Here is a 26,921-nt window from a genome sequence, read left to right on the forward strand (position 1 = left end):
GCGCGTTGTGCTTGCGCCTGTTTTTCTTGCTCTAAACGCTCTGTCTCTGCTTTTTCGGCAGCTATTTGTTGTTCGGCTTTTTCAGCTTGCTCTTGCGCTAAACGTTCTGCTTCAGCTTGTTCAGCTGCAATTCGGGCTTGTTCTAAACGTTCGGCTTCAGCTTCAGCTTGTAAACGCTCTGCCTCGGCTTTCTCTGCTGCTAAGCGCTCCTGTTCGGCTTTTTCTGCCTGCTCGTTTGCCAATGCTTGTTGTTTATCAGCTTCTGCTTGTTTTTTATCTGACTTGCCAAAACCGAGCCACGACATGAATTTACTTTTTTTTGCCATACTTGCTAATAACCACTTATAAAAATCTGATAAACTAACGATAATGATAGCGTGCTTTTAAGCCTAAATAATTGCTTTTTAGCAACACGTTATCCTCGAGGGTGCATAATAGTAACACTTTTAGCGCAGTTGAAAAATGACACGCCGTGATATGATTGCAATATTATCTGAGCTAGATCATAGATACCAATTTTTAGTGAGTTAAATGAGAAAAAAAATCACACCAAATAACACCACCCATAAATCAGTCGATGGCGTTATTAGAATCATTAGCGGCCAATTTCGCGGTCGAAAACTGCCAGTAAAAGACGTTCAAGGCTTGCGCCCTACAACCGACAGAATAAAAGAAACAGTATTTAATTGGTTAATGCACGATACCCTCGATGCGCGCACTCTCGATTGCTTTGCCGGTTCCGGAGGTTTAGGGTTCGAAGCGCTATCTCGCTTTGCTAAAAACACCACATTTTTAGAGCTTGATCCGTTAGCAGCAAAACAGCTAACGCAAAATGTTGCCACCCTTAATGCGCAAAATGCACAGGTACTCAATACTAATACCCTGACCTTTCTTGAAAGCAGAAACACCAATGACACATTTAATTTAGTTTTTATTGACCCGCCATTTCGCAAAAATTTAGCCCAATCATGCTGTGATTTATTAGAAAATAATCAATGGCTCGACCCTGACGCACTAATATATGTTGAAGTAGAAACCGAGTTAACTTCGTTTAAAGCACCTAATAACTGGTTGTTAATAAAAGAAAAAAAAGCTGGGCAAGTTTTTTGCAGGCTATACCAACGGCATATAAATTAGCACTGTTTTAGCCGTCGGGTTTCTGTTAATATTATCCTTTACATGTGGTGTTGCTTCGGATTACAATACCGCACCATTTTTGAACCACTTGATCAATGTTTGATCAACTTGAGCAACGCTCATAATTTAGGTAGGTGAATTTTTAATGCCAGTAATTAAAGTAAGAGAGAACGAACCGTTTGACGTAGCACTTCGTCGCTTCAAGCGTTCATGTGAAAAAGCAGGTATCCTTTCAGAAGTTCGTCGTCGCGAGCACTATGAAAAACCAACAGCTGAGCGTAAGCGTAAAAAAGCAGCTGCTGTTAAACGTCACATGAAAAAACTTTCTCGTGATAACGCTCGTCGCGTTAAATTATACTAATATATTAGGTCTTGTATAAATGAGCCTTTTAATAACGCTAAAAGATGCGCAAAAAGATGCGATGAGAGCCAAAGACAAACAACGTCTTAACCCAATTCGTATGGTACTTGCTGCAATCAAGCAACGTGAAATTGACGAGCAAATAACACTAGACGACGCAGGTATTACCTCCGTTATAGTGAAGCTTGTTAAACAACGTCGCGACTCTTACACTCAGTATAAAGATGCTGGGCGTGATGATTTAGCTGAAATTGAAGCCAATGAGATTACAGCACTTGAAGCTTTTTTACCTCAACAATTGAGTGAAGAAGAAATCATTGCTCTCATTGACGCGGCTATTGCTGATACTAACGCAGCAGGTATGCAAGACATGGGTAAAGTAATGGGTATAATCAAAAGTAAAGCCGAAGGTCGTGCCGATATGGGCAAAATCTCAGGTTTAATTAAGCAACGATTAACTGCCTAATACTCCCACATACATTAAGTATGATTGAAGTAAACCGAGCCTTGAGCTCGGTTTCTTCGTTTAGAGCACTTCAAAAAAATATGCATTTGTGTTCCAATCTCTGCGTATTATAATTCGCTTTTAACACTTTTATATTTACCTTAGGGCTGTACTTTAAACAATGGCTGGAAAGATCCCACGCAACTTTATCGATGATTTATTGGCACGAACCGATATTGTCGACCTGATTGACTCAAAGGTAGGGTTGAAAAAAGCGGGCAAAGACTATCAAGCTTGCTGTCCTTTTCACAATGAAAAATCGCCTTCGTTTACTGTATCGCAAGATAAACAGTTTTATCATTGCTTTGGCTGTGGCGCTAACGGCAATGCTATTTCTTTTGTTATGGAATATGACAAACTTGAGTTTGTTGATGCAATTGAAGAGCTAGCCAGTTTACTTAACCTAGATGTTCCTCGCGAACAAGGAAGTAGTAATGGCCCAGAACGCACCGCAGCACAAAAACGTTCAGACTACGATTTAATGCTCCATGCAGCGCGTTTTTATCAACACCAGTTAAAACATCATAGTAATTCTGAAACAGTAATAGATTATGTAAAAGGTCGCGGCTTAAGCGGCGCAACAGTTAAAAAGTTTATGATGGGCTATGCGCCCAGCGAATGGGAAGGCCTCTGCCAACAACTCGGGCGAAACCAAGAGCAAAAAGAACAATTAGTTGAGCTAAAGCTCGCATCTGAAAAAACGCCAGGTAAGCAATTCGATTTTTTCCGTGATCGTTTAATGTTTCCTATTCGTGATAAACGCGGTCGCGTAATTGCTTTTGGTGGCCGTGTAATGCAAGCAGATCAGGGGCCAAAATATTTAAACTCTCCTGAAACACGAATATTCCACAAAGGCTTTGAACTTTATGGCCTTTATGAAGCAAAACAAGCACACAAAAAGCTCGATCATGTACTTATAGTAGAAGGTTATATGGACGTCGTTGCGCTGGCTGAACAAGGCATAGAATACGCAGTTGCCGCACTCGGCACAGCGACAACCAGCGAGCATATGCACACCTTATTTAGAACCACCGACAAAGTTATTTGTTGCTACGACGGTGACCGTGCAGGTAAAGATGCCGCGTGGCGTGCACTGGAAAATGCACTTCCTTACTTAAACGATGGCAAAGCACTGCATTTTGTATTTTTACCCGATGGTGAAGACCCTGATTCACTTGTACAACAAGAAGGTAAAGAAGCTTTTGAGCAACGCCTTGAAAACGCCGATGACTTCACTAAAGTGCTGTTTAATAAACTAAGTAAAGAGATTGATTTAACGCTCGATTCCGGTAAAGCTAAGTTACTCAGTGCAGCACTGCCATTAATTGAAAAGATCCCAAGTGAGTTCTATCAAGAAAATATCTTGGAGCAACTTGGGCGTTTAATTGGTCGCACCCGTGAGCAACTCAATAATCACTTAAAAACACCAAAACAGCAGCAAGCAATTGAACGTAAATTTAAAATTACACCGATGCGCCAAGCGATAGGCATTTTAATTCAGCATCCTAATTTGGCGAAAAGCGTGCCCTACTTGCCTGATTTAGCACAAATGAATATTGCAGGAATCGGCTTATTATTGCGCTTACAACATCAAGCGTTACAAAAAGATGGCATTACCACTGCACAAATTCTTGAATCATTTAGAGATACTGATGACTATGAGCCATTAACTAAGTTGGCTACATGGCAACATCAAATAAATGAAGAGCGTTTAGAGACTGTTTTTCAAAATACTTTTAAATTTATTGAAGATCAGTGTTTAAATTATCGACTAGAGACCCTATTAATAAAAGACAAGACACAGGGCTTAAATAGCGATGAACGACTAGAATGTCATTTGCTAATGACAGCGTTAAAAACGACTAACGGCTAGTCAGATTTGATTTAGGCTGTTATACTGTGCTATTCACTGCGTCACATTATTCTGGTTAGCCTTTGAGCAAACTCCATGATGGCGCCTGTTGTATCAACTTATCAGAGTGGAAGAAACAATCTCTATGGATCCAACTCCTCAGTCACAATTAAAACTTCTGATTCAAAAAGGTAAAGAGCAAGGTTACTTAACTTTTGCAGAAGTTAATGATCACCTTCCACAAGATATTATCGACTCAGATCAAGTAGAAGATATCATTAGCATGATTAATGACATGGGTATCAAGGTTAGCGAAAACGCGCCTGATGCTGATGAATTAATGATGCAAGAAACCACGACAGACGAAGACGCAGCGGAAGCTGCCGCTGCAGCCCTTGCTACTGTAGAAAAAGAAATCGGCCGTACAACAGATCCTGTTCGCATGTACATGCGTGAAATGGGTACTGTTGAACTTCTTACCCGTGAAGGCGAAATAGTTATCGCTAAACGTATTGAAGAAGGCATTAACCAAGTACAGATTTCGGTTGCTGAATACCCAGAAGCGATCACTTACCTACTTGAACAGTGGGATAAGTTTGAAGCAGAGGAGATGCGCCTTAGCGACATTATCTCTGGCTTTTTCGATCCTGATGCAGACGAAGCACCACCAATTGCTGCCACTAACATTGGCTCTGAATTAAGCGAAAAACAGCTTGATGACAGCGACGATGATGATGACAGCGATGATGAAGACGAAGAAGAAGTAGATACAGGTCCAGATCCTGAAGAAGCGCGCATCCATTTCGAAAACTTACGTGACTTATACACTAAAGCACGTGAAACATTCGATAAGAAAGGTCGCTCTCATCCAGAATCTCAAGCCGCTATTTTAGAAATTGGTGAGTTGTTCAGAACCTTTAAACTTGTGCCAAAACAATTTGACCGCATGGTTAATAACATGCGTGAAATGATGGACCGAGTTCGCGTTCAAGAACGTCTTATCATGAAGCATGCAGTACAAGTTTCAAAGCTTCCAAAGAAAACCTTTGTTAAGCACTTTGCAAACAACGAAACTGACACAGCATGGCTTGATATTGAAATTGCAGCTAACGAAAAGCATTCAGCTAAACTTGAAGAAGTGAAGCCTGAAATACTTCGTTGTATTAGCAAACTTTCTTCAATGGAAGAAAGTACTGGCTTAAGCATTGAGCGTATTAAAGATATAAACCGTCGCATGAGTATTGGTGAAGCGAAAGCGCGCCGTGCTAAAAAAGAGATGGTAGAAGCGAACTTACGTCTGGTAATTTCAATCGCTAAAAAATACACCAACCGTGGTTTACAGTTCTTGGATTTAATTCAAGAAGGTAATATTGGTTTGATGAAAGCGGTTGATAAGTTTGAATACCGTCGTGGTTATAAGTTCTCTACTTATGCTACGTGGTGGATCCGCCAAGCAATTACTCGCTCTATTGCTGACCAAGCAAGAACGATCCGTATTCCAGTACATATGATTGAAACGATCAATAAATTGAACCGTATTTCACGTCAAATGTTACAAGAAATGGGTCGTGAGCCAAATCCAGAAGAATTAGCTGAACGCATGATGATGCCTGAGGATAAAATCCGTAAGGTACTTAAGATTGCAAAAGAGCCAATTTCAATGGAAACACCGATTGGTGATGATGAAGATTCGCACTTAGGCGACTTCATTGAAGATACGACTATTGATTCGCCTATCGATTCGGCAACAATGGAGTCTCTTCGTGGCGCAACTAACGATGTGCTCGCTGGCTTAACTGCCCGTGAAGCGAAAGTACTGCGTATGCGTTTTGGTATTGATATGAATACCGACCACACGTTGGAAGAAGTAGGTAAGCAGTTTGATGTAACACGTGAGCGTATTCGTCAAATTGAAGCGAAGGCACTACGTAAATTACGTCACCCTTCTCGCTCTGATTTACTGAAAAGCTTTTTAGACGCTAAATAATCTAGCGTTACATTATGAGTTAACTCAAAAGGCCGCTGTAGCGGCCTTTTTTCTATTTCAAGGAAATAAACATGGCTTGGATCCAAATCCGTATCAATGCCAATGCTGCAACCGCAGATGCAGTTAGTGACTTATTAATGGAAGCTGGTAGTGCTTCTGTTACTTTTATTGATGCTAAAGACACCCCTATTTACGAACCCAAAATTGGCACTGTCGTTTTTTGGGCTGATACCACAGTAATTGGTCTGTTCGAAGCTAATCACGATATGAACGCCGTGGTTGCGTTATTAAAGCGCCATGATGAGCTCAAAGACAATTTAGTTTACAAAATCGAGCAACTCGAAGACAAAGATTGGGAACGTGAGTGGATGGATAACTTCCACCCTATTCAATTTGGCGAAAAACTATGGATTTGCCCTAGCTGGCGCGATATTCCAGATCCAGACGCAGTCAATGTGCTACTTGATCCTGGTCTTGCATTTGGTACTGGCACGCACGCCACCACCGCGCTGTGTTTAAAGTGGCTTGAAAGCCAAGACTTGAGCGGCAAAACGGTAGTCGATTTTGGTTGTGGTTCAGGCATATTAGGCATTGCAGCAATTAAACTAGGTGCAGAGCGCATGATAGGGATAGACATTGATCCGCAAGCGCTAGAAGCAAGCTTAGATAACGCTAACCGTAATGGCGTTGCTGACAAGCTTGAAGTTTATCTACCAGAAAACCAGCCTGAATTTACAGCCGATATTGTTGTGGCAAATATTTTAGCGCAACCTCTGCGTGAGCTTCATAGTGTGATTTTAGGATTATTAAAACCAGGCGGTAAAATTGCCATGTCGGGCATTTTAGAAGAGCAAGCAAAATCGGTTGCCGATATATATGCGCCCTTTATTGAACTTGATGAGATTGCCATTGAAGGCGACTGGACCCGAGTCAGTGGCATTAAAAAAGCATAATAGTGCGTTTTTAAAAGTTTAGAGTATTAACTCAAAAGTCGTTTCTAGAGCCTGTATTTAACAGGCTTTACTATTTTTTTACATAATAAAAAATAAAGACTTTTTATTATAAAAACAACGACCGTTCAAAATTCACACAAATAAACCGCTTCGTCATACGGTTATCAAATGTCAATACGAAAAGAGCAAAAAAAAGTCACTTTTGTTCAATTTATAGCCTTTGATTTTTGCGCAAAAAGCCGTAAACTTAGCGCCCCTTGAAAAGAGGCCTATTGAATATCGTGCGTATCGGTTCATACCAACTTGAGAATAATGTCATTGTCGCGCCTATGGCGGGCATAACAGACAGACCATTTAGACAGTTATGTCGTCGTTTAGGCGCTGGCCTTGCTGTGTCTGAAATGCTGTCGTCTAATCCGAAGGTTTGGAAAACCGAAAAGTCGATGAACCGAATGGATCATTCTGGTGAGTCGGGTATACGTGCGGTGCAAATTGCAGGAGCAGACCCTGAGCTTATGGCACAGGCCGCACAATTCAATGTTGCAAACGGTGCACAGATCATAGATATCAATATGGGGTGCCCAGCAAAAAAAGTGAACAAGAAACTTGCAGGCTCAGCCTTATTACAGTTTCCAGAACTCGTGGAAGAGATTATTGATGCCGTCGTTAATGCGGTTGATATACCTGTAACACTTAAAATCCGTACTGGATGGGATCAGGACAACCGTAATGGTGTAGAGATTGCAAGAATAGCTGAACGTTATGGCATTGCATCACTGGCTGTACATGGGCGCACGCGCGCATGTATGTACAAAGGTGATGCTGAGTACGCCACAATTAGGGATATAAAACGTTCAGTGTCGATACCTGTGGTTGCTAATGGTGATATTACATCACCTGAAAAAGCAAAGCAGGTTTTGGACTATACGGGTGCAGATGCCATCATGATTGGTCGAGCCGCCCAAGGTCGCCCTTGGATATTTAGGGAGATAGACCACTATTTGCGAACTGGTGAACATATGCAGCCACCTGCTATTGCAGAGGTGCGCAGTATTTTAATGGAGCATTTAACCAACCTCCATATGTTTTACGGTGAGCCAATGGGAGCACGAATCGCTCGCAAACATGTATCTTGGTATTTGCAAACCCATGACAGTGACGGTCAGTTTAGGCGAGTATTTAATGCGCTCGACAATTCCGAGGAACAGGTCGTCGCATTAGAGCAATACTTTAAAACACTAGCAGCTAACTAAGAAAGAAAGAGACTTTATAATGTTCGAACAAAACGTGACTTCTCCATTTATCACAAACCCTCATGTTCAGTCACACGAGAAACCGCAGCCATTGCGTGATGCAGTAAAAAAAGCTGTTCACCACTACTTAAAACAGCTTAACGGTCAAGATGTGCAAGACGTTTACGACCTTGTTCTTTCTGAGCTAGAAGCGCCATTGCTTGAAGAAGTAATGACTTACACACGTGGCAACCAGACTCGTGCGGCAATTTTACTAGGTATCAACCGTGGTACTTTACGTAAAAAGCTAAAAAAATACGGTATGAACTAATTGATGCCGTAATTGCTTTACCGCGCTTACTGATTCAATACACTGAGTGTTTTATAAAACACTCTTAAAAAAGCACCTTAGGGTGCTTTTTTTATCTGTAAAATTTATTAACGAAATTGCAAAATGCTCACGCTTTATGGGTCGTTATAAGTCGTTTTTTGAGTCGTAATCAGTTAAAATACGCGCTTCTAAGCTAGCTCATTAACTGAGGAAATCAAACTACAATGGATACACATCGTCCTATACGTCGCGCACTTTTGAGTGTGTCAGACAAAACCGGTATTGTTGAATTTGCCCGTGCACTAGAAGCACAAGGTGTTGAAATACTTTCAACTGGCGGCACTTGTAAACTACTTGCTGATAATGCGATTAAAGTTACCGAAGTATCAGATCACACCGGACACCCTGAGATCATGGATGGTCGCGTAAAAACCCTACACCCAAAAATTCATGGCGGTATTCTTGCTCGTCGTGGCCAAGATGAAGGCGTAATGGCAGATAACAACATTTCTGCTATCGACATCGTTGTAGTTAACTTATACCCCTTTGCGAATACTGTCGCTCAAGAAAACTGCAGCCTTGAAGATGCTATAGAAAACATCGATATTGGTGGCCCAACTATGGTGCGTGCAGCAGCTAAAAATCACAAAGATGTGACGATTGTTGTTAACGCAAGCGACTACGACCGTGTTATCAGCGAAATGCAAAATAACAACGGCTCAACGACTTACAAAACCCGCTTTGATCTAGCTATTGCCGCTTATGAGCATACAGCGCAATACGACGGTATGATTGCTAACTACTTCGGTAAAATGGTTCCTGATTACACAGAAGAAGCCGCTGAAGATACTAAGTTCCCTCGTACTATCAATATGCAATTCACTAAAAAACAAGATATGCGTTACGGTGAAAATTCGCATCAGGATGCCGCGTTTTATGTTGAAAACGACATCTCTGAAGCGTCAGTGGCGACAGCCACTCAACTGCAAGGTAAAGCATTATCGTTTAACAATATTGCCGATACCGATGCCGCACTTGAGTGTGTTAAAGAATTTGATGTACCGGCGTGTGTTATTGTAAAACATGCTAATCCATGTGGTGTTTCAATTGGCGAAAATATCTTAGAAGCATACGATCGCGCCTTTAAAACTGATCCAACGTCAGCGTTTGGCGGCATTATTGCTTTTAACCAAGAACTTGACGCAAAAACTGCACAAGCGATTGTTGAACGTCAATTTGTTGAAGTTATTATCGCACCAAGCGTGAGTGCAGAAGCCGCTCAAATAGTATCAGCTAAACAAAACGTACGTTTATTAGAGTGTGGTGAGTTCTCTGCTAAAGGCACAGGCCATGACATTAAACGCGTTAATGGCGGCGTTCTAATTCAAGACCGTGATTTAGGTATGGTAACGCAAGGCGACTTAACGGTTGTCTCTAAGCGCCAGCCTTCTGAGCAAGAACTTAAAGACTTACTGTTCTGCTGGAAAGTGGCTAAATTTGTAAAATCAAACGCCATTGTTTATGCCCGCGACGGTATGACTATAGGTGTAGGTGCAGGCCAAATGAGTCGTGTTTACTCAGCTAAAATTGCCGGTATTAAAGCCGCTGATGAAAACCTTGAAGTAAAAGGCTCGGTAATGGCATCAGATGCATTTTTCCCATTCCGTGATGGCATTGATGCTGCAGCTGCAGCAGGTATTACCGCGGTTATTCAACCGGGTGGTTCCATGCGCGATGAAGAAGTAATTGCCGCCGCTGATGAAGCCGGTATGGCAATGGTGTTTACGGGTATGCGCCATTTCCGCCATTAATCGCTTAAAGAGCTAACTGCTTCAGTTAGCTCTTTTTGTTTGCATCAAATTCACGTATTCTGCTTATTCTATAACCATGACTAACAATTATAATGTGAAGGATTAGACGATGAAATTTGCACTAAAATCTCTACTGGTTGCCACGCTGTCATTAAGTTCAACAATGGCATTAGCACACAACCATGGCCACGACTCAGCATTAACAAATGCAGTTAAAGCAAGCGAGCGCAGCAGTGAACGCGACCAATACCGCAATCCTGTAGAAACCCTCGAGTTTTTTGGCTTTAAACCAACAATGACTGTGGTAGAAATTGCGCCTGGCGGTGGTTGGTATAGTGAAATTTTAGCGCCAGCACTAAAAGAGCAAGGCACCTATTATGCCGCGCATTTTCCTGCTGATTCATCGGTAGGTTACTACCAACGTTCTCTTGCTGGTTTTAAAGCTAAAATCGCTGAAGATGCCCGCTTTAGTGACGTTAAACTTACTGAGTTTGCTCCTTCTACTCATTTAGATATTGCACCTGCAAGTAGCGCCGATATGGTACTTACTTTTCGTAATGTCCATAACTGGTTCATGAGTAAAGACAAAGACGCAGCAAGCAATGCGTTTAAGTCTTTTTATACAGCACTTAAGCCTGGCGGCTCTTTAGGCGTAGTTGAACATCGCCTACCCGAAGAGCAAGCCGATGAAATGCAAAAGTCATCAGGTTATATGAAGCAGAGTGTGGTTATTGCACTTGCTGAACAAGCAGGTTTTGAACTTGAAGCAAAAAGCGATATTAATGCAAACCCTCTTGATACAGCCGATCACCCTAAAGGGGTATGGACCCTTCCACCGAGCCTTAGACTTGGCGAGCAAGATGCCGCTAAATATAAAGCCATAGGTGAAAGCGACCGTATGACGCTGAAATTTAAAAAACCGCTTTAAATAGGATATTCGCCATGAATGTATTAGTCATTGGCAGCGGCGGCCGCGAACACGCACTTGCGTTTAAGGCCGCTCAAAATACAAAAGTAAACACTGTTTATGTTGCTCCAGGTAATGCGGGCACAGCCCTTGAGCCAAAACTTGAGAACGTAGCAATTAACGTTGAAGATCTTGATGGGCTACTTAGCTTTGCACAACAAAATAATGTTGAGCTAACCATTGTTGGTCCAGAAGTGCCGCTAGTATTAGGTGTTGTTGATAAGTTTCGTGAACACGGCTTAGCTATTTTTGGCCCAACAGCAGGTGCAGCCCAGCTTGAAGGGTCTAAATCGTTCACTAAAGACTTTTTAGCACGTCATGCTATACCAACCGCTGATTACCAAACGTTTGAACAAATCGACCCTGCGCTTGCCTATTTAAAAGAGAAAGGCGCACCGATTGTTATAAAAGCCGATGGTTTAGCGGCAGGTAAAGGCGTGATTGTAGCTATGGATGAACGCGATGCAGAAGAAGCCATTCGCGATATGCTTGCGGGTAATGCCTTTGGTGAAGCTGGCAGCCGCGTTGTCATCGAAGAGTTTTTAGAAGGTGAAGAAGCGTCGTTTATCGTAATGGTTGATGGTGAAAACGTACTGCCATTTGCAACTAGCCAAGATCATAAACGTGCTTACAATGGCGATGCTGGCCCAAATACTGGCGGTATGGGCGCTTATTCTCCGGCACCGGTAGTGACTGATGAAATTCATCAACGCATTATGAATGAAGTGATTTACCCTACGGTAGAAGGTATGGCTAGCGAAGGCCACCCGTACACTGGCTTTTTATATGCAGGCTTAATGATAGATGACACCGGCACACCAAAAGTAATTGAATATAACTGTCGTTTTGGCGACCCTGAAACACAACCTATGATGCTACGTTTGCAATCAGATTTAGTTGAGCTGATTGAAGCTGCTAACCGTGTAGAGCTTGATAAAACTACCATTGAGTTTGATTCACGCGCTGCTGTAGGTGTTGTTTTAGCTGCCAAAGGCTACCCAGATAGCTACCCGAAAGGCGATGCGATTAGTGGCCTGAAAGTAACTTACCCTGAAGGCGAAAAAGTTTTTCACGCAGGGACTAAGCAAGATGGCGATAACGTAGTAACTGCCGGTGGTAGAGTATTATGTGCAACGGCACTAGGTAATACCGTTACCGAAGCGCAACAACGTGCCTATAAACTGGTTGATGAAATCAGCTGGGACGGCATGGAGTACCGTACAGATATAGCCTACCGTGCAATTGCTCGTGAACAATAATTATTGAGTTTTACTCATTAAACTTTATAAGCGCAGATTATCTGCGCTTTTTACTGCTACACTATAAAAAAACAATCAGGGCACAGGTTAATATTGGAATTTAAAACCTTGCGCTATCATGCGATAGCGGTCGTAATACTTATTTTTATCTTTTTTATTATCAGCACATTGGCAACAAACTTTGTGATGCCATCTCGCTATACCATAGATAAAATAACCCCTGTTTATCTTGATCATGCATATTACATAGACAAGAGTAAAACACAAAACTTCGCAGAAGTAATGAGCAATAAAGCGCAGTTTACACAGCAAAAATTTAACGATATTCCTTGGAGTTTTCAACAGCAAAATTATTGGTTACGCCTTGATTTAGAAAACAAAAGCAGTCAACAAGAAGATGTGGTGGCGCATTTTGATAATCCGATGGTGGATCACCTCACTATATATAGGCTCAATAGTAATAACCAGCTACTCGACACTTATAAGCTTGGTGATAAAGAGCCGCGTCTTACTTTATTTAAGTACAGCGTGCCCCATATTCGCTTTAAACTAGATGGTCAGTCTAAACAACAATTAGTCATAAAAATAGATACCGTGGGGATCAGTAAAACCCCAATTCACTTATATCGCCATACTGTATTTGTTGACTTAGTTCGCTCACAAACAGGCATTTGGGGAATTTTTGCTGGCGTACTATTAATGGCCTCGCTATATAACCTATTACTTTATTTTGGTATTAAAGACCGCGTATATTTAGTTTACATTGGCTACATTATTAGCGCTATTGCATTAATGGGCACCGTGCTGGGGTTTGGCTTTTATTTATGGCCGCTTGAATGGCAGTTATTTATTCACGAAAAAGTCATTGTGGTCAACTACACCATTGCGTTTTTTACCCTCGCCTTTTGCACACTGTTTTTACGTTATCATAAAGACGGTTGCTGGCGCTATAAATTAAGCATCGGCTTATTAAGACTGATGCTAGTTCTAGGGACATTGAGTTTTTTCATTCCTGAAAATATAGCCGCACCGATATTTTTTGTGATTTTAGGATCGCTCTATATTGTCTGCTTCATTTTAATTTACAACAAATTAAGAAGCGGTTTTCGTTGGGCTAAGTTTTACGTATTTTCGTGGGTGCCACTGATCATTGGCGCAGCTATCCAACCTCTAGAGCTCACAGGCGTTATTTCCTATAGTTTTTCAATACGCCATGCTTTTTTAATGGCCATTTTGTGTGAAATTGTCCTAATGGCAATGGCACTCGCTGATCGGATTCGTTATCAGCGTGAGCAAGCGCTATATCATGCAACACATACCCAGCAAACTAAGCTACTTAATAGCGCTAAACTAAAGTATGCCTTTATGGCACTTAAAGCCCAGCGACGCTCTACCACTTTATGCTTGGTGAAAATACGTCATTTTAACTCTCTAAATACCATTATCACGCCCTCGCAAGGGTATGAGCTAATTAAACATGTTGCTCACGAACTTGAATGCCAATTAAGCTTTGAACGAGAGTTTTTTCATCTCAACAATGGTATTAATCAGCCAGCTAAAATTGCTGATTTAGGCAGTGGCGTATTTGCCTGTATTTCCACTAAAAACCAGAGTCAGCATACGCTCGAAGAATTACTCAAACAGATCTTAAATAAGTTACCAAAAACATATCAAATTAAAGGTCTAGACTTACAACTTAATTACAGTGTTGGCATTAGTGGTTACGGTAAACGTGATGATTTTGAGTTTTGGTTAAAACGAGGCTATTTAGCATTACACGACGCTAAACATAGCCTAAGCAAAGTAAGCTCATCACTTGCGCATGATAACCTTACCATGGACGTTGCTCTTGCAGCCAAGCTACAGCAAGCGATAAGAGAGGATCAACTTGCCCTTTATTATCAACCACAAGTGAGCTTAGAGGAGTGCAGTATACATGGCGCGGAAGCCCTACTACGCTGGCCAGGTGCTGACTTTAAAAATATTTCGATAGAAAAGCTAATTATACTCGCCGAACACACTGGTATTATTAATGAATTAACAATTTGGGTTATTGAACAAGCCTGTAAAGACATTGCGAAGCTGGCATCCGATGGCATAAGCAATCATAGTATTAGTATTAATTTAAGTGCAAAAAATCTAGCCATTACTAATTTGACCGAAAAAGTAGAGAATATTTTGATTAAGTATCAGGTTGCTCCTCACTTATTAAAGTTTGAACTGACTGAGTCTGCTTTTGTCGAAAATCAAGATGCATTAGTCACCTTAGTTGATGAGCTTGCTACTTTGGGCGTTAAAGTAGTACTGGACGACTTTGGCACTGGTTATTCATCGCTTAGCTACTTGGTTAACTATCACTTTAGCGAACTTAAAGTAGATAAGTCATTCGTGTTTGATTTAACTGATAACCGTGCGCATCAGGTTATTGTGCAAACAGCCATAGATATGGCACATAATCTGGGCCTAACTATCACGATTGAGGGCGTAGAGACTCAAGAGGTTCATCAGCTACTTACAACAATGAACGCCGACCGTACTCAAGGCTACCTGTATGCCAAAGCACTCTCTTATGATAATTATTTAGACTTCTTAAAAAGCCAATACAGCCTAAAAATGTTAAACTCCCCTTTTTAACATCTTTGGGGCCAAGAAAAGATGCAAGGTACACTGCGTAAATTAAAGTCGAGCTTAACAGAGCCGGTTCAATACCACCTACCTATAGGTGATGAACTGGTTGATTTAAATGCCTTAATTGGCAAACAGCTGACCCTTACTTTTAGTGGCACAATTTTGTGCTCTAACTGTGGTAAAAAAACCAAAAAAAGCTATTCTCAAGGGCACTGCTTTGTGTGTATGCGCAAACTTGCCAGTTGCGATATGTGTATCATGAAACCGGAAACCTGCCATTACGACCAAGGCACCTGTCGCGAGCCAGAGTGGGGCGAAGAAAATTGCATGATCCCGCATTATGTTTACCTAGCAAATACCTCAGGATTAAAAGTAGGTATTACTCGCCATACACAAATTCCTACCCGTTGGATTGACCAAGGGGCAACCCAGGCCTTACCTATTTTTAAAGTGCAGACTCGTTTGCAATCGGGCTTAGTTGAAGTGGCGCTGGCACAGTTTATTGCTGATAAAACCAATTGGCGTAATATGCTTAAAGGACAAAACGACACGCTTGATTTAAAAGCAGCAGCCGCCGAACTTATTCCACAAATAAGCGAAAAGCTTACAGAGCTGAGTGAGCTGTTTGGCGCAACCGCCATTGAACAACTTGATGAAGACGTAGTAAACCTTGATTTTCCAGTTAGTGAATACCCAACTAAAATTAGCTCATTTAACTTTGATAAAAACCCTGTTGTTAGCGGTATTTTACAAGGTATAAAAGGTCAGTACTTAATTTTTGATAGCGGTGTGATTAATATTCGAAAATTCACCTCTTATGAAGTGAGCGTAGACTCAGAATAACCTTTTGCTGCTTGGTTATAAAATGCTATCCATTGCTGTCGTGTTAATGGATAGCAATAATGGTAACCCTGAATAATATTACAGCCTATCGTTGCTAAGTGTGTCTCTTGCGAGGCATGCTCAACTCCCTCAGCAACCACATCCAATCCTAAACTTGTCGCCATGGCTATAATCGCCGCAACAATTTGGCTATTGCCGTATTCATCAGGAATTTTCGCAATAAAGCTGGCATCTATTTTTAACGTATTAAAGGGCAGTTTGGTTAAATAGCTTAATGCCGAATACCCCGTGCCAAAATCATCAAGCGCAATATGTACACCTAACGTTTTAAGCTGTTGTAACTGTTCTTTTGCCTGTGAAAAAGAACCTATAAAGCTACTTTCGGTCAGCTCTATTTCAAGTAAACTCCCAGGTAATTGATAGCGATTAAGCATGACCTTAATGTTATCAGCTAACTTACCTTGGCTTAGGTGGCAAGCAGATACATTAATCGCCAAACGTCCGGGATTCATTCCTTGTGCTTGCCAAAGAGTTAACTCCTTACCGGCTTGGTTAATAACCCATAAATCGAGACGAACAACTAAACCTAACTCTTCAGCAAGCGGAATAAACTGCGCTGGCGAAATAGTGCCTAAATCAGGGTCTTGCCAACGCAGTAGTGCTTCAGCCCCCATAATCCCCCCTGTTTTTAAACACTGTTTAGGCTGAAAATAAAGCTCAAACTCATCATTTTCAAGTGCATGTTGAAAGCGGCTCATCATTGCCAAGCGCTCAAGGGAGCGGGCATTCATTGAGGGTTGAAACAACTGAAACGAATTACGCCCCACATCTTTTGAGCGATACATGGCAATATCAGCATGCTTTAATAATATTTCACTGTCTAAGCCATCATCTGGATAAACCGCTGCACCTATAGAGGCGGTAACACCCACTTCAAATCCTTCCAATTTAAAGGGAGTATTTAAGTGATTTAAAATACCCTCTGCAAGTCTGATAACAGCTGCTACGCTTTCAACCTCACACAAAACAATAAACTCATCTCCCCCTAATCGTGCCAGTGTATCTCCCTCATTGAGGGTGTTAATAATGCGCTCAGAGACTAATTTTAATAAGGTATCACCGGCGTTATGGCCCAAGCTGTCATTTACCTCTTTAAAACGGTCAAGGTCAATAAACATTACCGCTAGCATTTGTTTATCTCTGTGAGCAGAGGCCAGTGCCATAGAGAGCCTATCATTAAATAAGCGCCGATTAGGTAAACCGGTTAGTTCATCAAAATATGCTAGCTGCACTACTTTTTCTTCTGCACTCTTTCGCTCTGTTATGTCACTAAAAATAGCGGCATAAGTAACATCACTATGACTTGGCTCTTTTATTTCTATAATACTAAGCCACTCAATATAAATATCGCCAGATTTTTTACGGTTATGAATTTCCCCCTGCCATACGCCTGTTTTAGTCAGTGAATCCCACATTTTTATATAAAAGTTTTTATCATGACGTCCTGAACTCAACATATTAGGCCGCTTTCCTATCACCTCATATTCTTTGTAGCCGGTTAAATGAGTAAATGCAGGATTTACTTGCATAATCACTCCATTCGAGTCGGTGATCATGATGCCATCTAGGGAGGAGTCGATAATTTTATTGGCTAAAAATAAATTACGCTGTGAGTGCTGCAGTGCAATATCACGCTGCTGAAGTACCTTTTCAAGCTCACAACAATAAGCGGTTTCAATTTCATTAATTAAGTTTTCAAGTGATAATACGCCGTTAATTTGATTATTTTCGCTCACCACTAAATGCCGAATGCTACTTTCAGACATCAACCTGTAAGCATCAAAAAGGCTGTCTTGTGGGCTTATTTTATACAGAGGACGGCTCGCCAAATCCCAACAAATAAGATGATTATGCTGCTCGGTGATGAGTTTTAGTAAATCTCGCTGGGTAATAATGCCATGGATATTTTCATCTTCATTAAATACTAAAACAACTTTCTCGGCGTGTTCACGCATTAAGTTAACTGCATCATTGATGGCTAATGAACTTGGGACTACCCTAATATTTTTATTATATTGCTCGTTTATCGGTCTAAATTGCAGGTAATGCTCTAACCCTTGATTACTCACAATATCAGTAATACTAATCACCCCGCTTGGGTTATCATTCGCATCGGTTACCAGTAAGTGTCTTACGCCATGCTTATTAAACACCATGGCGGTATCGGTTAATAATTGCTGGCTGGGTACACTCAACACCGGGCTCGACATTACCTTTTCAATCATTATTTGTCTAAGTGTCAGATCAGAAAAGTTAAGCGTTAAGCAATCAGTTTCAGTCCACACCCCCACTATTTGCTGCTGATGTTTAACAAAAATAGCGCTAACATTGTGCACACGCATTAGTTTCACCGCTTCAATTAAAGGGGTATCCTTAGTACAGGCGATCACCTTATTGGTAAAAACATCGCATACTTTTTGATAGCGGCTAGTGTGGGGCATTGCTTTTACTTCCAAAATTAAACCAATGCACGATTATAAATTATTCAGTAAATGACAATTTGATTTAGGACAATATATGAGCATCAGTTACCCATTAATTATTATTTATAATAATGAGATTGAGCTATTAGAGCATGCCGATGAGTTACATGATTTTATTTATACTATGGACGTGAATGAGCAGAAAAACGTGGTTATTTTAGATAAGGTAAGTGGCTATCAAGGTTTAAATGGCGATGCGCATAATGCACTCAGTGCAATACAATTAGCGCAATTGGTAAAGGAATATTTAGCAAAAGAAGGACAATGTTGCCTCAGTAAAATAGAGCAGCTTACTCCTGATCAGGCATTTATGTTACTCGCCGAAATCAACTAAGGCTTTAACGTGTGCAATCGCGCTGCGCCCGAGGGCAGACAGTGAGTATCCTCCCTCTAGGTAAGAGATAATACCTAAGCAACTATGTTGTTGGCTAAATTGCGCTAACTGCTCAGTAAGCCATATATAATCACTTTCGACAAACTTTAAACTGGCCATATCATCTTCAAGGTGCGCATCAAATCCTGCGCTTATAAAAAGTAGCTCAGGCTTAAATTCAGTTAATTTTGGTAGCCACTGCTGCTCATAAAGCGCTTTTAAATCAGTACCATCACTAGCAATAGGCAAAGGTGAATTTACCAACGTGGCGTTATTTTTAATAGCGGTATTTGGATAAAATGGATATTGAAATAACGAGCACAGCAACACATTTTCATCATCCATAAAAATATCTTGCGTGCCATTGCCATGGTGTACGTCAAAATCGATAATGGCAATGCGTTTCACCCCTTTGCTTTGTGCATATTTAACCGCAATCGCAAGGTTGTTAAACACACAAAAACCAGAAGAGCTATCTCGGTTAGCGTGATGCCCTGGCGGGCGCACTGAGCAAAATGCAGCATCCAATTTACCCTCTAAAACCTCATCAACAGCGAGTAACCCTGCACCTACTGCACGCTCAATTGCTTTCAATGAATCGGGGCATAACCAGGTATCGCCGTCCAAATCGCTAAGCCCTTCGGTTGGGATCATACTTTCTACATGCTTGATGTGTTGTTCACTATGCGCCAATAAATAGTGCTCACGCGAGGCCTTAGGTGCTTGTTTCTGCTCGATAGCGACATCCAGCCCACTTGCAAGTAGACGGTCGTTTATCGCATCCAAACGCTCAGGGCACTCTGGATGATCGTCAATCATTTTATGTTTACGGCAGTGGGGGTGAGAAATAATCGCAGTGCGCATAGCTAACTCCAAAAATAAGTTGCTTAACGAGTATAACAAAGCCACCTGAGGGTGGCTTTGCGACTTTGGTTGATACTAAACGACTATTTAACCAAGGTTCTGGTTATTTAGCTTTTAAGTCAAGGTTTCTAAAATCAAAGCTAAAATCGGTCACCTGCGTTGAAACTGCGTTCATTTTCGCCGATTCTACACGGTTATCTGCACTCATAGAAAAACGAATAAAGGCATCTGCCTCTAATAGCTTTTCATCCCATTTAACAATAAAGGTATTACCTGTGTAATGCTCCAACTCACCTTTGAGGCGCTTTGTATGGGTAAAATCAATGCGTAATTTACCATCTAACTCTTCAATTATTACATCGCCATACCAATCATCATGCAAAGTACCGGTGTAATTAATGGTTGGCAATGCCGGCTGGATATCTGCAGGCACTGATGGAGCCGCGTTAGCATAGGCTTTTTCTTTACCTGCAAAGTGCTTTTTAGCTAAATCTTCAACCCAGTCTTTATCTTCAAGCTCTAGTACATCTTCAAGTACTTCATGAGTCACCGCCGATAATGCAGAAAACGCTTGTTGGTTGCTTAATATCACAATTCCCACATTTTTCTCTGGCAAAAGAGTAACCTGCGAGACCATACCTAAAATACCACCACCATGTGCCAGCTTCTTAACGCCGTGGTAATCTTCTATACTCCAGCCCAACCCATAACCTCTAAATTGTTGATGGTACGCTTCATAAGCACTTTTAGATGCTAGTGAGGTAATATGTGGGTGCCACATTTGTGCTTGCTGCTTTTCACTAAATAGCTGCTCGCCATTAGGCATTTTGCCACCAGCGAGTTGAGTACGTAGCCATTGGCTCATATCATTTACGCTTGATGCAATGGCTCCTGCGCCTCTGAAGTCTTCAAGGTAATTAACAAAAAAGGGATGCAATTTACCGTCCATTGGGATGTGTCCAATTGCCCAGTTTTTGTTATTTTTAGCGATACGCGAAAAGCCAGCCCGTGAGTTGCTCATATTGAGCGGCTGTAAAATATTTTTTTCAATGTAGTCGTTCCAGCTCATCCCCGATATACGGGCAACAACTTCACCAGCGGTAACAAACATTAGATTGTTGTAAGCATATTGGCTACGAAAACTGCTCGCAGGTTTTAAATATTGCAGCCCCGATAAAATATCGGCTACCGATTTATCAGTACTTGGCCAAATCATTAAATCACCTTGACCAAGCCCTAAACCACTGCGATGGCTTAGCAAATCGCGAATTCGCATTTCACGGGTAACGTATGGGTCATGCAATCTAAATTCAGGGAGATGATCAATTACGCGATCATCCCAGCTTAATTTGCCTTCATCCACCAGCTTAGCCAGTGCTGCACTGGTAAATGCCTTGGTATTTGAAGCAATGCCAAATAAAGTGTCTTTATTCACCTTGCTATTTGTATTGAGGTTGGCAACACCAAAGCCTTTAGCAAATACTACTTTGTCATTTTCAACAATAGCAACGGCCATTCCGGGTACATCAAAACGTGTCATTGAAGCGTTGATCACCTCTGAAATTTTATCGGTATCAACCGCTGCAGAGCTCGTGAACGCCCAGCCAACCAATAATGCGGCTGTGGCTAATTTTGTTAGTTTCATAGTGTTACCTTAGGTTATTATTTTTGTTTAATCTTGATGAACCGCAAATTCTATGTCGGCGCGCGCTTTATTCGTATCTTGCTTACTAGGATAAGCTAAAATACGTTGACTATAATGCTCTGGCACACCGGCCTCAAGCGCACCACGATATACATGCTGCACGTACCAATCATAAGGTAGCAGTGTATCGTCATGTGTGTTTGCTATGTAGCAATGCACATTAATGTCATCGTCATCTAAAAGGCTCACGGTTAAATCAACACAGTCGTAATTAGGGCCTTCAATTTTATCTAAGATCTCTTTTTCGGCCTCATTAAGCTGATACACCACCCCATATACAACTGCATCGGGTTCGTTGGTGGGCACAATAGTGCATTTACCTGAACCATCAGCAAAGGCCATATTAAAGGTTAACTTATAGCCTTTTAAAAGCGCCGTACCCACACGTTTTGCGTTAGGTAAACGTGCCAATAAACGATTAGATGACATATTGGAGCCAAACGAAAAATTATATAACGCCATACTATTCCTTAGGGTCTATCAAATAACAACTCGCACAGCCAGTGCGATTAAAATAATGCCAATGCCACGATCGAACCAATAGCCACTTTGTTGAAAAAAGTTTCGCACACCTGCTTTTGATAACAATAGCGACAAAATAGAAAACCAAGCCCAAGTTGCCAGCGCCATATAAACACCATACCCCACTTGCACTATTACCGGTGTCGTTGGGCTAATCACCAAGGTAAACAAAGACATAAAAAATAGCGTAGCCTTAGGGTTTAATGCATTGGTAAAAAAACCACGGCGAAACGCACGCCATGGTGACTCAGGTGCAAGGCTGGGTTTTGCAGTCTGTTCTGATGAGGTATTTGAAGGTTTAGCAGCGCGTAGCGCCTGCACACCTAAATACGCTAAATAAGCACCGGCTATATATTTAAGTGCCATAAACAACGAAGGCGATTGAGTTAAAACCAGCGCGACTCCCAACACACAATAAGCTATGTGTAATAAAATAGCAGCGCCTACACCTGCACTGGTCCATAGCGCATTATGCCTGCCGTACTGTACGCTTTGCTTAAGTACCACAGCAAAATCTGGTCCGGGGCTGGCCACTGCAAAAAAGTGAGCAATGGCAATTAATAAAAACTCATCAATATAAACCATGGTTAACTGGCTTGCTCTGGCGAAAAAGCCAACAACAATGGATTAGCCGACTGGTTAACCAACGCTTTTATTTCTTTTTGCGCTTTTTTAAACTGGCCTCGTAAATGCGGCTTTAAATGTTTTTTAGAGTGTTTATCTTGCTTAAAGTAGCTTACTAAAGCATGCATAAATACAGTATGGGTTTCACTGAGCGTGGCTTCGCGATTGGCATATGGGTTGTAACATGAGCCACAACCCCCCTTAAACTGGTACACGGTATTGCTCATCATCACCCCAAAACCTAAAAAGCACGCTAAAGCATCCGTTGCTTGAGGTAAGAACTCTTTACCACCTGGAGGTAATACGCCTACATGATGAATTAAAATGGTAGCAAGAGTACCTGCAAAGCTAGCTACTAAATCTTGTGGCTGATTAATTTGGTTTGGGTTAAACGACACATTAATTGTATGGCTTGGTGGCACCATTAAATGGCAGTGCTCACCACGTAGATGCTCACTAAATTCAAAATGTGGAAACACCTGAGGTTGTAATTGTTGCGGTGCAACAAGTGTTATAGGCCACTCATCCATACCAGCATAGTGTTTAACACGCGCAAACACTTTACTGGCCATTTCTTCAATGCTTGAAACAGAATCAGGAAAAAACTCGACCGTTGGCAAAATAATTTGGCTGTGCTTAGTAAAAAAATTCAGGTCAAAGTTTTCTGCAGCCCAAATAAAGGTATCAACTAGCCACTGTTGTTCTTGTTCTGCCAATAAGGGTTTTGATTTAAATAGGGTTAACATAAACTATTCTTGCCCCTTCGCCCATTGCCATGCTTGTGTATTGTATAAAGGCACCGTAGAAAGCGCGTGATGATGACTGCCCGTAGATTCTTTCGTTGAGTACGATAAATACAATAACGTATGGGTTTTAGCATCATAAATGCGACGAACTTTTAACGACTTAAACAAAATACTCTTAGATGATTTAAACACGACTTCACCCGACTTACTACGGTCAATAGACTGTAATTGGTCTGCGGTAATTGGCCCTGTTTGGCGACAAGCAATCGACATATCTGATGGGTCTGAAAAGTCTAAATTAGCCTCAATATGACTAATATGACAAGTAACCCCTGTAACAAGCGGATCTTGCTGAGAGTTAACCACCACGTCTTTAGTGGTAAACAGCCCTAAACTCACTGAAGCAACATCATCAGAACACCCTGTAAGCCCTGCTAAACACGCAATTAGACTACCCATTTTGAGATACTTCATAGCAAGTCCTTCGTTCATATTAAAATTAAGTTATGCCTTATACTAAACGCTTTCACTGCGATAAAACAAATTTTATAAGTAATAAAAAAGGCACGCCCGAAGGAGTGCCTTTGCAAACAAATACAGCTAAAAATAATTAAAAGCTATATTGTGCACCTAGATAAACATAACGACCGGCACCGCCGCCGTAGCCACTATAAAAGTTACCTCGGCCACTTGGATAAAATGCCCCTTTGTCGTCAAATACATTATTAATCCCACCAAATACACGTAAGTCACTCTTATCTGTCAGTGCCATAGTGTAAGACGCTGATAAACTATGCTTTAAAAATGAGCCATAGTTTTGATATGCCAGTGGCTCAGGGTTAGCAATACAACCGGCATCGCCCGTAGCACAGCGTTCATCATTTGCAGCAACATATTCAAGGTAATCTTTCTCATCTTCTTGGCTTGCTTTAAAAGCACCTACGTAATTTGTACGCCAGCGGATACGTAAGTCATCCATTTTCCATACAATCGACATAGCGGCTTTATCTTTTGAACGGCCATAACCTGCATACTGAGAAGTCACACTAGAACCATCTAACCCTTCATAGGTTTGCGAGTTTTCAATAATATGATTGTAATCAAGCTTAAATGACAGGTTACCATAGCTACCTATGTCATATTTGTAAGTTGCAACTACATCGTAACCGCGCGCTGTTAACTCATCTAAGTTATATTCACGCTGTAGTATTTTTACAATGTTACCTTCGTCGTTACGGGTAATATCGTTACAATATTCGTTATCACTACCCCACGCAGCCTCTGAGTCATAACATTCACGCATGATGTTTTCGTTACTTATTTCATCAATTGCATCAACAATGGCAATGTCGTAGTAATCCACCGCTAAGTTAAAGCCATCTAAAAACTCAGGTGAAACAGTAATACCAAAGGTATAGGTATCGGCTGTTTCTTCTTTTAAGTTTGGATTACCCGTATTTGGTGAATAGTTATTGTCTTCACTTTCAAATTCAAAATTAGGATCATCAGCCAGCTTTTGTGCCAAGGTTGGCTCTAAACGGCAGTTATCGTGCCCTGGGTTTGTTGATGTTGCAGTTAAGCCATCACAAATATCATCAAATGAATCAAAATCGCCGCGAGGGGGCGATAATAGCTCAGTAATAGTTGGGGCACGCTGTGCACGCGCATAGTTAGCACGTAGCATGTATCCATCAATTGGCTGCCACAATAATCCTAACTTATAACTGGCTACGGTACTGATATTATCAATACTGTAATTTGCTAATCGTAGCGACGTTTCTGCCGACAAACTTTTAGCAAATGGCGCATCTTTTAGCAGTGGCACTGCAAGCTCTGCAAACGCCTCATACACTTCTACTTCACCATAAAAAGAAGGCACAACGTTAAACGTAATACCGCCCGCTTTCATATCATCACTGGTATCTAAGCTTTGCGAGTCTTTACGATACTCTGCTCCAAATACTGCAGACACATTACCTGCTGGCAATTCATATAAGTCACCGGTGATATAACCCATTACCGTGTACTGTTGAATCTCAGTATCAATAATTGGATTTGTACGGATCCAGTCTGCCATGTCAGGGGTAATAGACCCTTCACCAAATAAATTAAGCGGGACACATCCTTGCGCTCGCGCTTCGGCGTCTTTACATTGAATAGTGCCATCGGCTAATTTTTCAGCTTGCAGAGCTTGGTTGACACGTACCGTGTTTAGCTCGTTACTGCGGATTTGATGCTGTTTAAATTGACCATATCCGGCAGAAATATCCCAATCCCATGTATCATCAAACATCATACCTTGCAGGCCAGCCCAGGTACGAATAGTCGTACGGTCGTTATCGGTGCTGATATTACCTACTTCACCAAAACGACGATCCCAATAAATACGGTCTTTGTATGGGTTACTGTCAATAATTTCTTGTGGCACATATGGGTTATCAATAGGAATATAACCTGGCGCAATATCATCGATAGGATCCCCTGTCACTGGGTCGTAGCGAGGTACGTAAGCCCCTTCGTATTCATCTTCTGGTGACTTATCGTTGAACGAGCCACTCTTACTGTATTGAATTTGGAAATAACTCATGATGTCGTCTGTTACATCATAATCGACTTTTATTGCAGTCGAAAAGTTATCACTCGGCACATCAAGCATGACGTATTGCTGTGAATTAATACCATAAATTTCTTCATTGCCTTTCCAATCATCACGTAGCGTTTGACCGTCGTACCAAAACTGAGTGTCGTTATTATTATTCTCTAAAAATACACCACCTAAGGTACCATCGCTTTTGCTTGCCCAATCAGCTTGTGTAATACCACTCATACACTGATAGCCATCGGCGGTGTACATTTGATTACACATCAGCTCATCATCGTAACTATGCGCCGCTTCTATTTGCGCTCGGTCGCGATCGTAAAAGGTCATACCAAAATCACGGTCCCAGTTTGAGCTGACAAATACATAACCGCGATCATCAGCAAATGACGTTCCGTAGTTTAAATCAAGCGTAAATTCGCGACCGCCACCATCTGTTGTTTCACCGCCACGGGCTTGAAATTCAAAACCTTCTTTTTTTGACTGGGTAATAATATTAACAACACCGGCTACCGCATCGGCACCATAAGTGGCCGACGCACCACCACTAATAATTTCAACGCGTTCTACCATACCACTAGGAATGGTATTTAAACTGACATAATTACCGCCGTAACTATTAGAGACAACACGGCGGCCATCAATCAATGTCAACGTTCTATTAGCGCCTAAGTCACGAAGCTGGACTGTTGATAAACCAGTACCCGAAATGCTTGATTGGCTGGTTGTGTTGCCAATACTTTGGCTCAGTGCAGGCATATTATCGATTAATACATCTGAAAGATTGCCTAAGCCTGTATCCTGAATTGATGCTCTGTCCATGGTAACCAGCGGAGTTGTGACCGAAAAACTATCACGCTTTAAACGCGAGCCTGTTACTGTTATTTTCTCTGGTACTTTTTGTACCACTTCTTCGCTTGCCTTAGCAGTTGATTGACGAACAATTGCCTCGTCATTTGCTATTACATGCCCAGATAGACTCGCTGTTATAGCCAAAGCTAAAGCGCATTTTTTGGTTGATATTTTACTCACAGACTTCCCTCATTTTTTATTATCCCATTAGTAGCTTTTTTATTAAC

The 26,921-nt window shown here is 41.4% G+C and carries 22 protein-coding genes and 1 pseudogene; 14 read left to right on the forward strand and 9 right to left on the reverse strand.

The features are described from left to right. Window positions 1-305 (reverse strand): annotated as a pseudogene (locus CWB77_RS08450) (signal recognition particle-docking protein FtsY); the annotation flags it as partial. Window positions 306-531: 226 nt separating this feature from the next. On the opposite strand from CWB77_RS08450, the gene rsmD reads away from it, so the two are divergent. The 13 genes from rsmD (at window position 532) to CWB77_RS08515 (ending at window position 15,866) form a co-directional block, all read left to right on the forward strand. Next, window positions 532-1,137 (forward strand): 16S rRNA (guanine(966)-N(2))-methyltransferase RsmD, encoded by a 606-nt coding sequence (rsmD, locus tag CWB77_RS08455; protein WP_138622326.1) that lies wholly within the window; start codon window positions 532-534, stop codon window positions 1,135-1,137. Between the two features lie 145 nt (window positions 1,138-1,282). Beyond that, a complete protein-coding gene (gene rpsU, locus CWB77_RS08460; protein ID WP_002957797.1) occupies window positions 1,283-1,498 on the forward strand; it encodes a 30S ribosomal protein S21 in 216 nt (71 codons plus the stop codon). Between the two features lie 19 nt (window positions 1,499-1,517). Beyond that, the gene (locus CWB77_RS08465) at window positions 1,518-1,964 is read left to right on the forward strand and encodes a GatB/YqeY domain-containing protein (RefSeq protein WP_008114877.1); all 447 of its coding nucleotides are present in this window, start codon (window positions 1,518-1,520) and stop codon (window positions 1,962-1,964) included. 160 nt (window positions 1,965-2,124) lie between these two features. Beyond that, window positions 2,125-3,876 (forward strand): DNA primase, encoded by a 1,752-nt coding sequence (gene dnaG / locus CWB77_RS08470; RefSeq protein ID WP_008114875.1) that lies wholly within the window; start codon window positions 2,125-2,127, stop codon window positions 3,874-3,876. 124 nt (window positions 3,877-4,000) lie between these two features. After that, window positions 4,001-5,842, forward strand: coding sequence for an RNA polymerase sigma factor RpoD (gene rpoD / locus CWB77_RS08475; RefSeq protein WP_010391796.1), 1,842 nt, complete (start codon window positions 4,001-4,003; stop codon window positions 5,840-5,842). Window positions 5,843-5,913: 71 nt separating this feature from the next. Continuing rightward, window positions 5,914-6,795 carry a 50S ribosomal protein L11 methyltransferase gene (prmA, locus tag CWB77_RS08480; protein WP_054202602.1) on the forward strand — a complete coding sequence of 294 codons (882 nt, stop codon included), beginning with the start codon at window positions 5,914-5,916 and terminating at the stop codon, window positions 6,793-6,795. 281 nt (window positions 6,796-7,076) lie between these two features. Then, window positions 7,077-8,048, forward strand: coding sequence for a tRNA dihydrouridine synthase DusB (dusB, locus tag CWB77_RS08485; RefSeq protein ID WP_010391792.1), 972 nt, complete (start codon window positions 7,077-7,079; stop codon window positions 8,046-8,048). Between the two features lie 19 nt (window positions 8,049-8,067). Then, window positions 8,068-8,358: a DNA-binding transcriptional regulator Fis gene (gene fis, locus CWB77_RS08490; protein WP_002957804.1), complete on the forward strand. Its 291-nt coding sequence runs from the start codon at window positions 8,068-8,070 to the stop codon at window positions 8,356-8,358. A 224-nt stretch (window positions 8,359-8,582) separates the two neighbouring features. Then, on the forward strand, window positions 8,583-10,169 hold the full coding sequence (gene purH / locus CWB77_RS08495; RefSeq protein ID WP_138622328.1) for a bifunctional phosphoribosylaminoimidazolecarboxamide formyltransferase/IMP cyclohydrolase: 1,587 nt from the start codon (window positions 8,583-8,585) through the stop codon (window positions 10,167-10,169). Window positions 10,170-10,278: 109 nt separating this feature from the next. Further along, window positions 10,279-11,097, forward strand: a complete 819-nt coding sequence (locus CWB77_RS08500) for a class I SAM-dependent methyltransferase (RefSeq protein ID WP_138622330.1) — start codon at window positions 10,279-10,281, stop codon at window positions 11,095-11,097. Between the two features lie 14 nt (window positions 11,098-11,111). Then, window positions 11,112-12,395: a phosphoribosylamine--glycine ligase gene (gene purD / locus CWB77_RS08505; protein WP_054202604.1), complete on the forward strand. Its 1,284-nt coding sequence runs from the start codon at window positions 11,112-11,114 to the stop codon at window positions 12,393-12,395. A gap of 93 nt (window positions 12,396-12,488) precedes the next feature. After that, on the forward strand, window positions 12,489-15,029 hold the full coding sequence (locus CWB77_RS08510) for an EAL domain-containing protein (RefSeq protein ID WP_138622332.1): 2,541 nt from the start codon (window positions 12,489-12,491) through the stop codon (window positions 15,027-15,029). A gap of 21 nt (window positions 15,030-15,050) precedes the next feature. Further along, a complete protein-coding gene (locus tag CWB77_RS08515; RefSeq protein ID WP_010391775.1) occupies window positions 15,051-15,866 on the forward strand; it encodes a DUF2797 domain-containing protein in 816 nt (271 codons plus the stop codon). On the opposite strand, the gene CWB77_RS08520 is transcribed toward CWB77_RS08515, so the two are convergent. Beyond that, complete coding sequence (locus CWB77_RS08520) at window positions 15,839-18,367, reverse strand: EAL domain-containing protein (protein ID WP_171043262.1); 2,529 nt, start codon at window positions 18,365-18,367, stop codon at window positions 15,839-15,841. The two genes, CWB77_RS08515 and CWB77_RS08520, sit on opposite strands and share 28 nt — an antisense overlap. Before the next feature lie 76 nt (window positions 18,368-18,443). On the opposite strand from CWB77_RS08520, the gene CWB77_RS08525 reads away from it, so the two are divergent. Next, the gene (locus CWB77_RS08525; protein ID WP_075169887.1) at window positions 18,444-18,743 is read left to right on the forward strand and encodes a DUF4144 family protein; all 300 of its coding nucleotides are present in this window, start codon (window positions 18,444-18,446) and stop codon (window positions 18,741-18,743) included. Here CWB77_RS08525 and CWB77_RS08530 read toward each other — a convergent pair. The 7 genes from CWB77_RS08530 to CWB77_RS08560 form a co-directional block, all read right to left on the reverse strand. Next, a complete protein-coding gene (locus tag CWB77_RS08530; protein ID WP_138622336.1) occupies window positions 18,723-19,646 on the reverse strand; it encodes a histone deacetylase family protein in 924 nt (307 codons plus the stop codon). The two genes, CWB77_RS08525 and CWB77_RS08530, sit on opposite strands and share 21 nt — an antisense overlap. A 103-nt stretch (window positions 19,647-19,749) precedes the next feature. Continuing rightward, a complete protein-coding gene (locus CWB77_RS08535) occupies window positions 19,750-21,291 on the reverse strand; it encodes a serine hydrolase (protein ID WP_138622338.1) in 1,542 nt (513 codons plus the stop codon). 27 nt (window positions 21,292-21,318) lie between these two features. Next, complete coding sequence (locus CWB77_RS08540) at window positions 21,319-21,813, reverse strand: gamma-glutamylcyclotransferase family protein (protein ID WP_010391767.1); 495 nt, start codon at window positions 21,811-21,813, stop codon at window positions 21,319-21,321. Between the two features lie 18 nt (window positions 21,814-21,831). After that, window positions 21,832-22,458 carry a LysE family translocator gene (locus tag CWB77_RS08545; RefSeq protein WP_109874074.1) on the reverse strand — a complete coding sequence of 209 codons (627 nt, stop codon included), beginning with the start codon at window positions 22,456-22,458 and terminating at the stop codon, window positions 21,832-21,834. Between the two features lie 2 nt (window positions 22,459-22,460). After that, on the reverse strand, window positions 22,461-23,243 hold the full coding sequence (locus CWB77_RS08550) for a hypothetical protein (protein ID WP_055012408.1): 783 nt from the start codon (window positions 23,241-23,243) through the stop codon (window positions 22,461-22,463). A 3-nt stretch (window positions 23,244-23,246) separates the two neighbouring features. Further along, window positions 23,247-23,717 carry a CreA family protein gene (locus tag CWB77_RS08555; protein WP_041708852.1) on the reverse strand — a complete coding sequence of 157 codons (471 nt, stop codon included), beginning with the start codon at window positions 23,715-23,717 and terminating at the stop codon, window positions 23,247-23,249. Between the two features lie 136 nt (window positions 23,718-23,853). Then, window positions 23,854-26,874, reverse strand: a complete 3,021-nt coding sequence (locus tag CWB77_RS08560; protein ID WP_138622340.1) for a TonB-dependent receptor domain-containing protein — start codon at window positions 26,872-26,874, stop codon at window positions 23,854-23,856. Window positions 26,875-26,921 lie beyond the last annotated feature (47 nt).

The sequence above is a fragment of the Pseudoalteromonas sp. S1610 genome (assembly GCF_005887465.1).
Taxonomy (GTDB): Bacteria; Pseudomonadota; Gammaproteobacteria; order Enterobacterales; family Alteromonadaceae; genus Pseudoalteromonas; species Pseudoalteromonas undina.

What these genes read in the sequence shown, in the direction of transcription:
- rsmD (WP_138622326.1), top strand. Translation starts at nt 532, where the DNA reads ATGAGAAAAAAAATCACACCAAATAACACCACCCATAAATCAGTCGAT.
- rpsU (WP_002957797.1), top strand. Translation starts at nt 1,283, where the DNA reads ATGCCAGTAATTAAAGTAAGAGAGAACGAACCGTTTGACGTAGCACTT.
- CWB77_RS08465 (WP_008114877.1), top strand. Translation starts at nt 1,518, where the DNA reads ATGAGCCTTTTAATAACGCTAAAAGATGCGCAAAAAGATGCGATGAGA.
- dnaG (WP_008114875.1), top strand. Translation starts at nt 2,125, where the DNA reads ATGGCTGGAAAGATCCCACGCAACTTTATCGATGATTTATTGGCACGA.
- rpoD (WP_010391796.1), top strand. Translation starts at nt 4,001, where the DNA reads ATGGATCCAACTCCTCAGTCACAATTAAAACTTCTGATTCAAAAAGGT.
- prmA (WP_054202602.1), top strand. Translation starts at nt 5,914, where the DNA reads ATGGCTTGGATCCAAATCCGTATCAATGCCAATGCTGCAACCGCAGAT.
- fis (WP_002957804.1), top strand. Translation starts at nt 8,068, where the DNA reads ATGTTCGAACAAAACGTGACTTCTCCATTTATCACAAACCCTCATGTT.
- purH (WP_138622328.1), top strand. Translation starts at nt 8,583, where the DNA reads ATGGATACACATCGTCCTATACGTCGCGCACTTTTGAGTGTGTCAGAC.
- CWB77_RS08500 (WP_138622330.1), top strand. Translation starts at nt 10,279, where the DNA reads ATGAAATTTGCACTAAAATCTCTACTGGTTGCCACGCTGTCATTAAGT.
- purD (WP_054202604.1), top strand. Translation starts at nt 11,112, where the DNA reads ATGAATGTATTAGTCATTGGCAGCGGCGGCCGCGAACACGCACTTGCG.
- CWB77_RS08515 (WP_010391775.1), top strand. Translation starts at nt 15,051, where the DNA reads ATGCAAGGTACACTGCGTAAATTAAAGTCGAGCTTAACAGAGCCGGTT.
- CWB77_RS08520 (WP_171043262.1), bottom strand. Translation starts at nt 18,367, where the DNA reads ATGCCCCACACTAGCCGCTATCAAAAAGTATGCGATGTTTTTACCAAT.
- CWB77_RS08525 (WP_075169887.1), top strand. Translation starts at nt 18,444, where the DNA reads ATGAGCATCAGTTACCCATTAATTATTATTTATAATAATGAGATTGAG.
- CWB77_RS08530 (WP_138622336.1), bottom strand. Translation starts at nt 19,646, where the DNA reads ATGCGCACTGCGATTATTTCTCACCCCCACTGCCGTAAACATAAAATG.
- CWB77_RS08535 (WP_138622338.1), bottom strand. Translation starts at nt 21,291, where the DNA reads ATGAAACTAACAAAATTAGCCACAGCCGCATTATTGGTTGGCTGGGCG.
- CWB77_RS08540 (WP_010391767.1), bottom strand. Translation starts at nt 21,813, where the DNA reads ATGGCGTTATATAATTTTTCGTTTGGCTCCAATATGTCATCTAATCGT.
- CWB77_RS08545 (WP_109874074.1), bottom strand. Translation starts at nt 22,458, where the DNA reads ATGGTTTATATTGATGAGTTTTTATTAATTGCCATTGCTCACTTTTTT.
- CWB77_RS08550 (WP_055012408.1), bottom strand. Translation starts at nt 23,243, where the DNA reads ATGTTAACCCTATTTAAATCAAAACCCTTATTGGCAGAACAAGAACAA.
- CWB77_RS08555 (WP_041708852.1), bottom strand. Translation starts at nt 23,717, where the DNA reads ATGAAGTATCTCAAAATGGGTAGTCTAATTGCGTGTTTAGCAGGGCTT.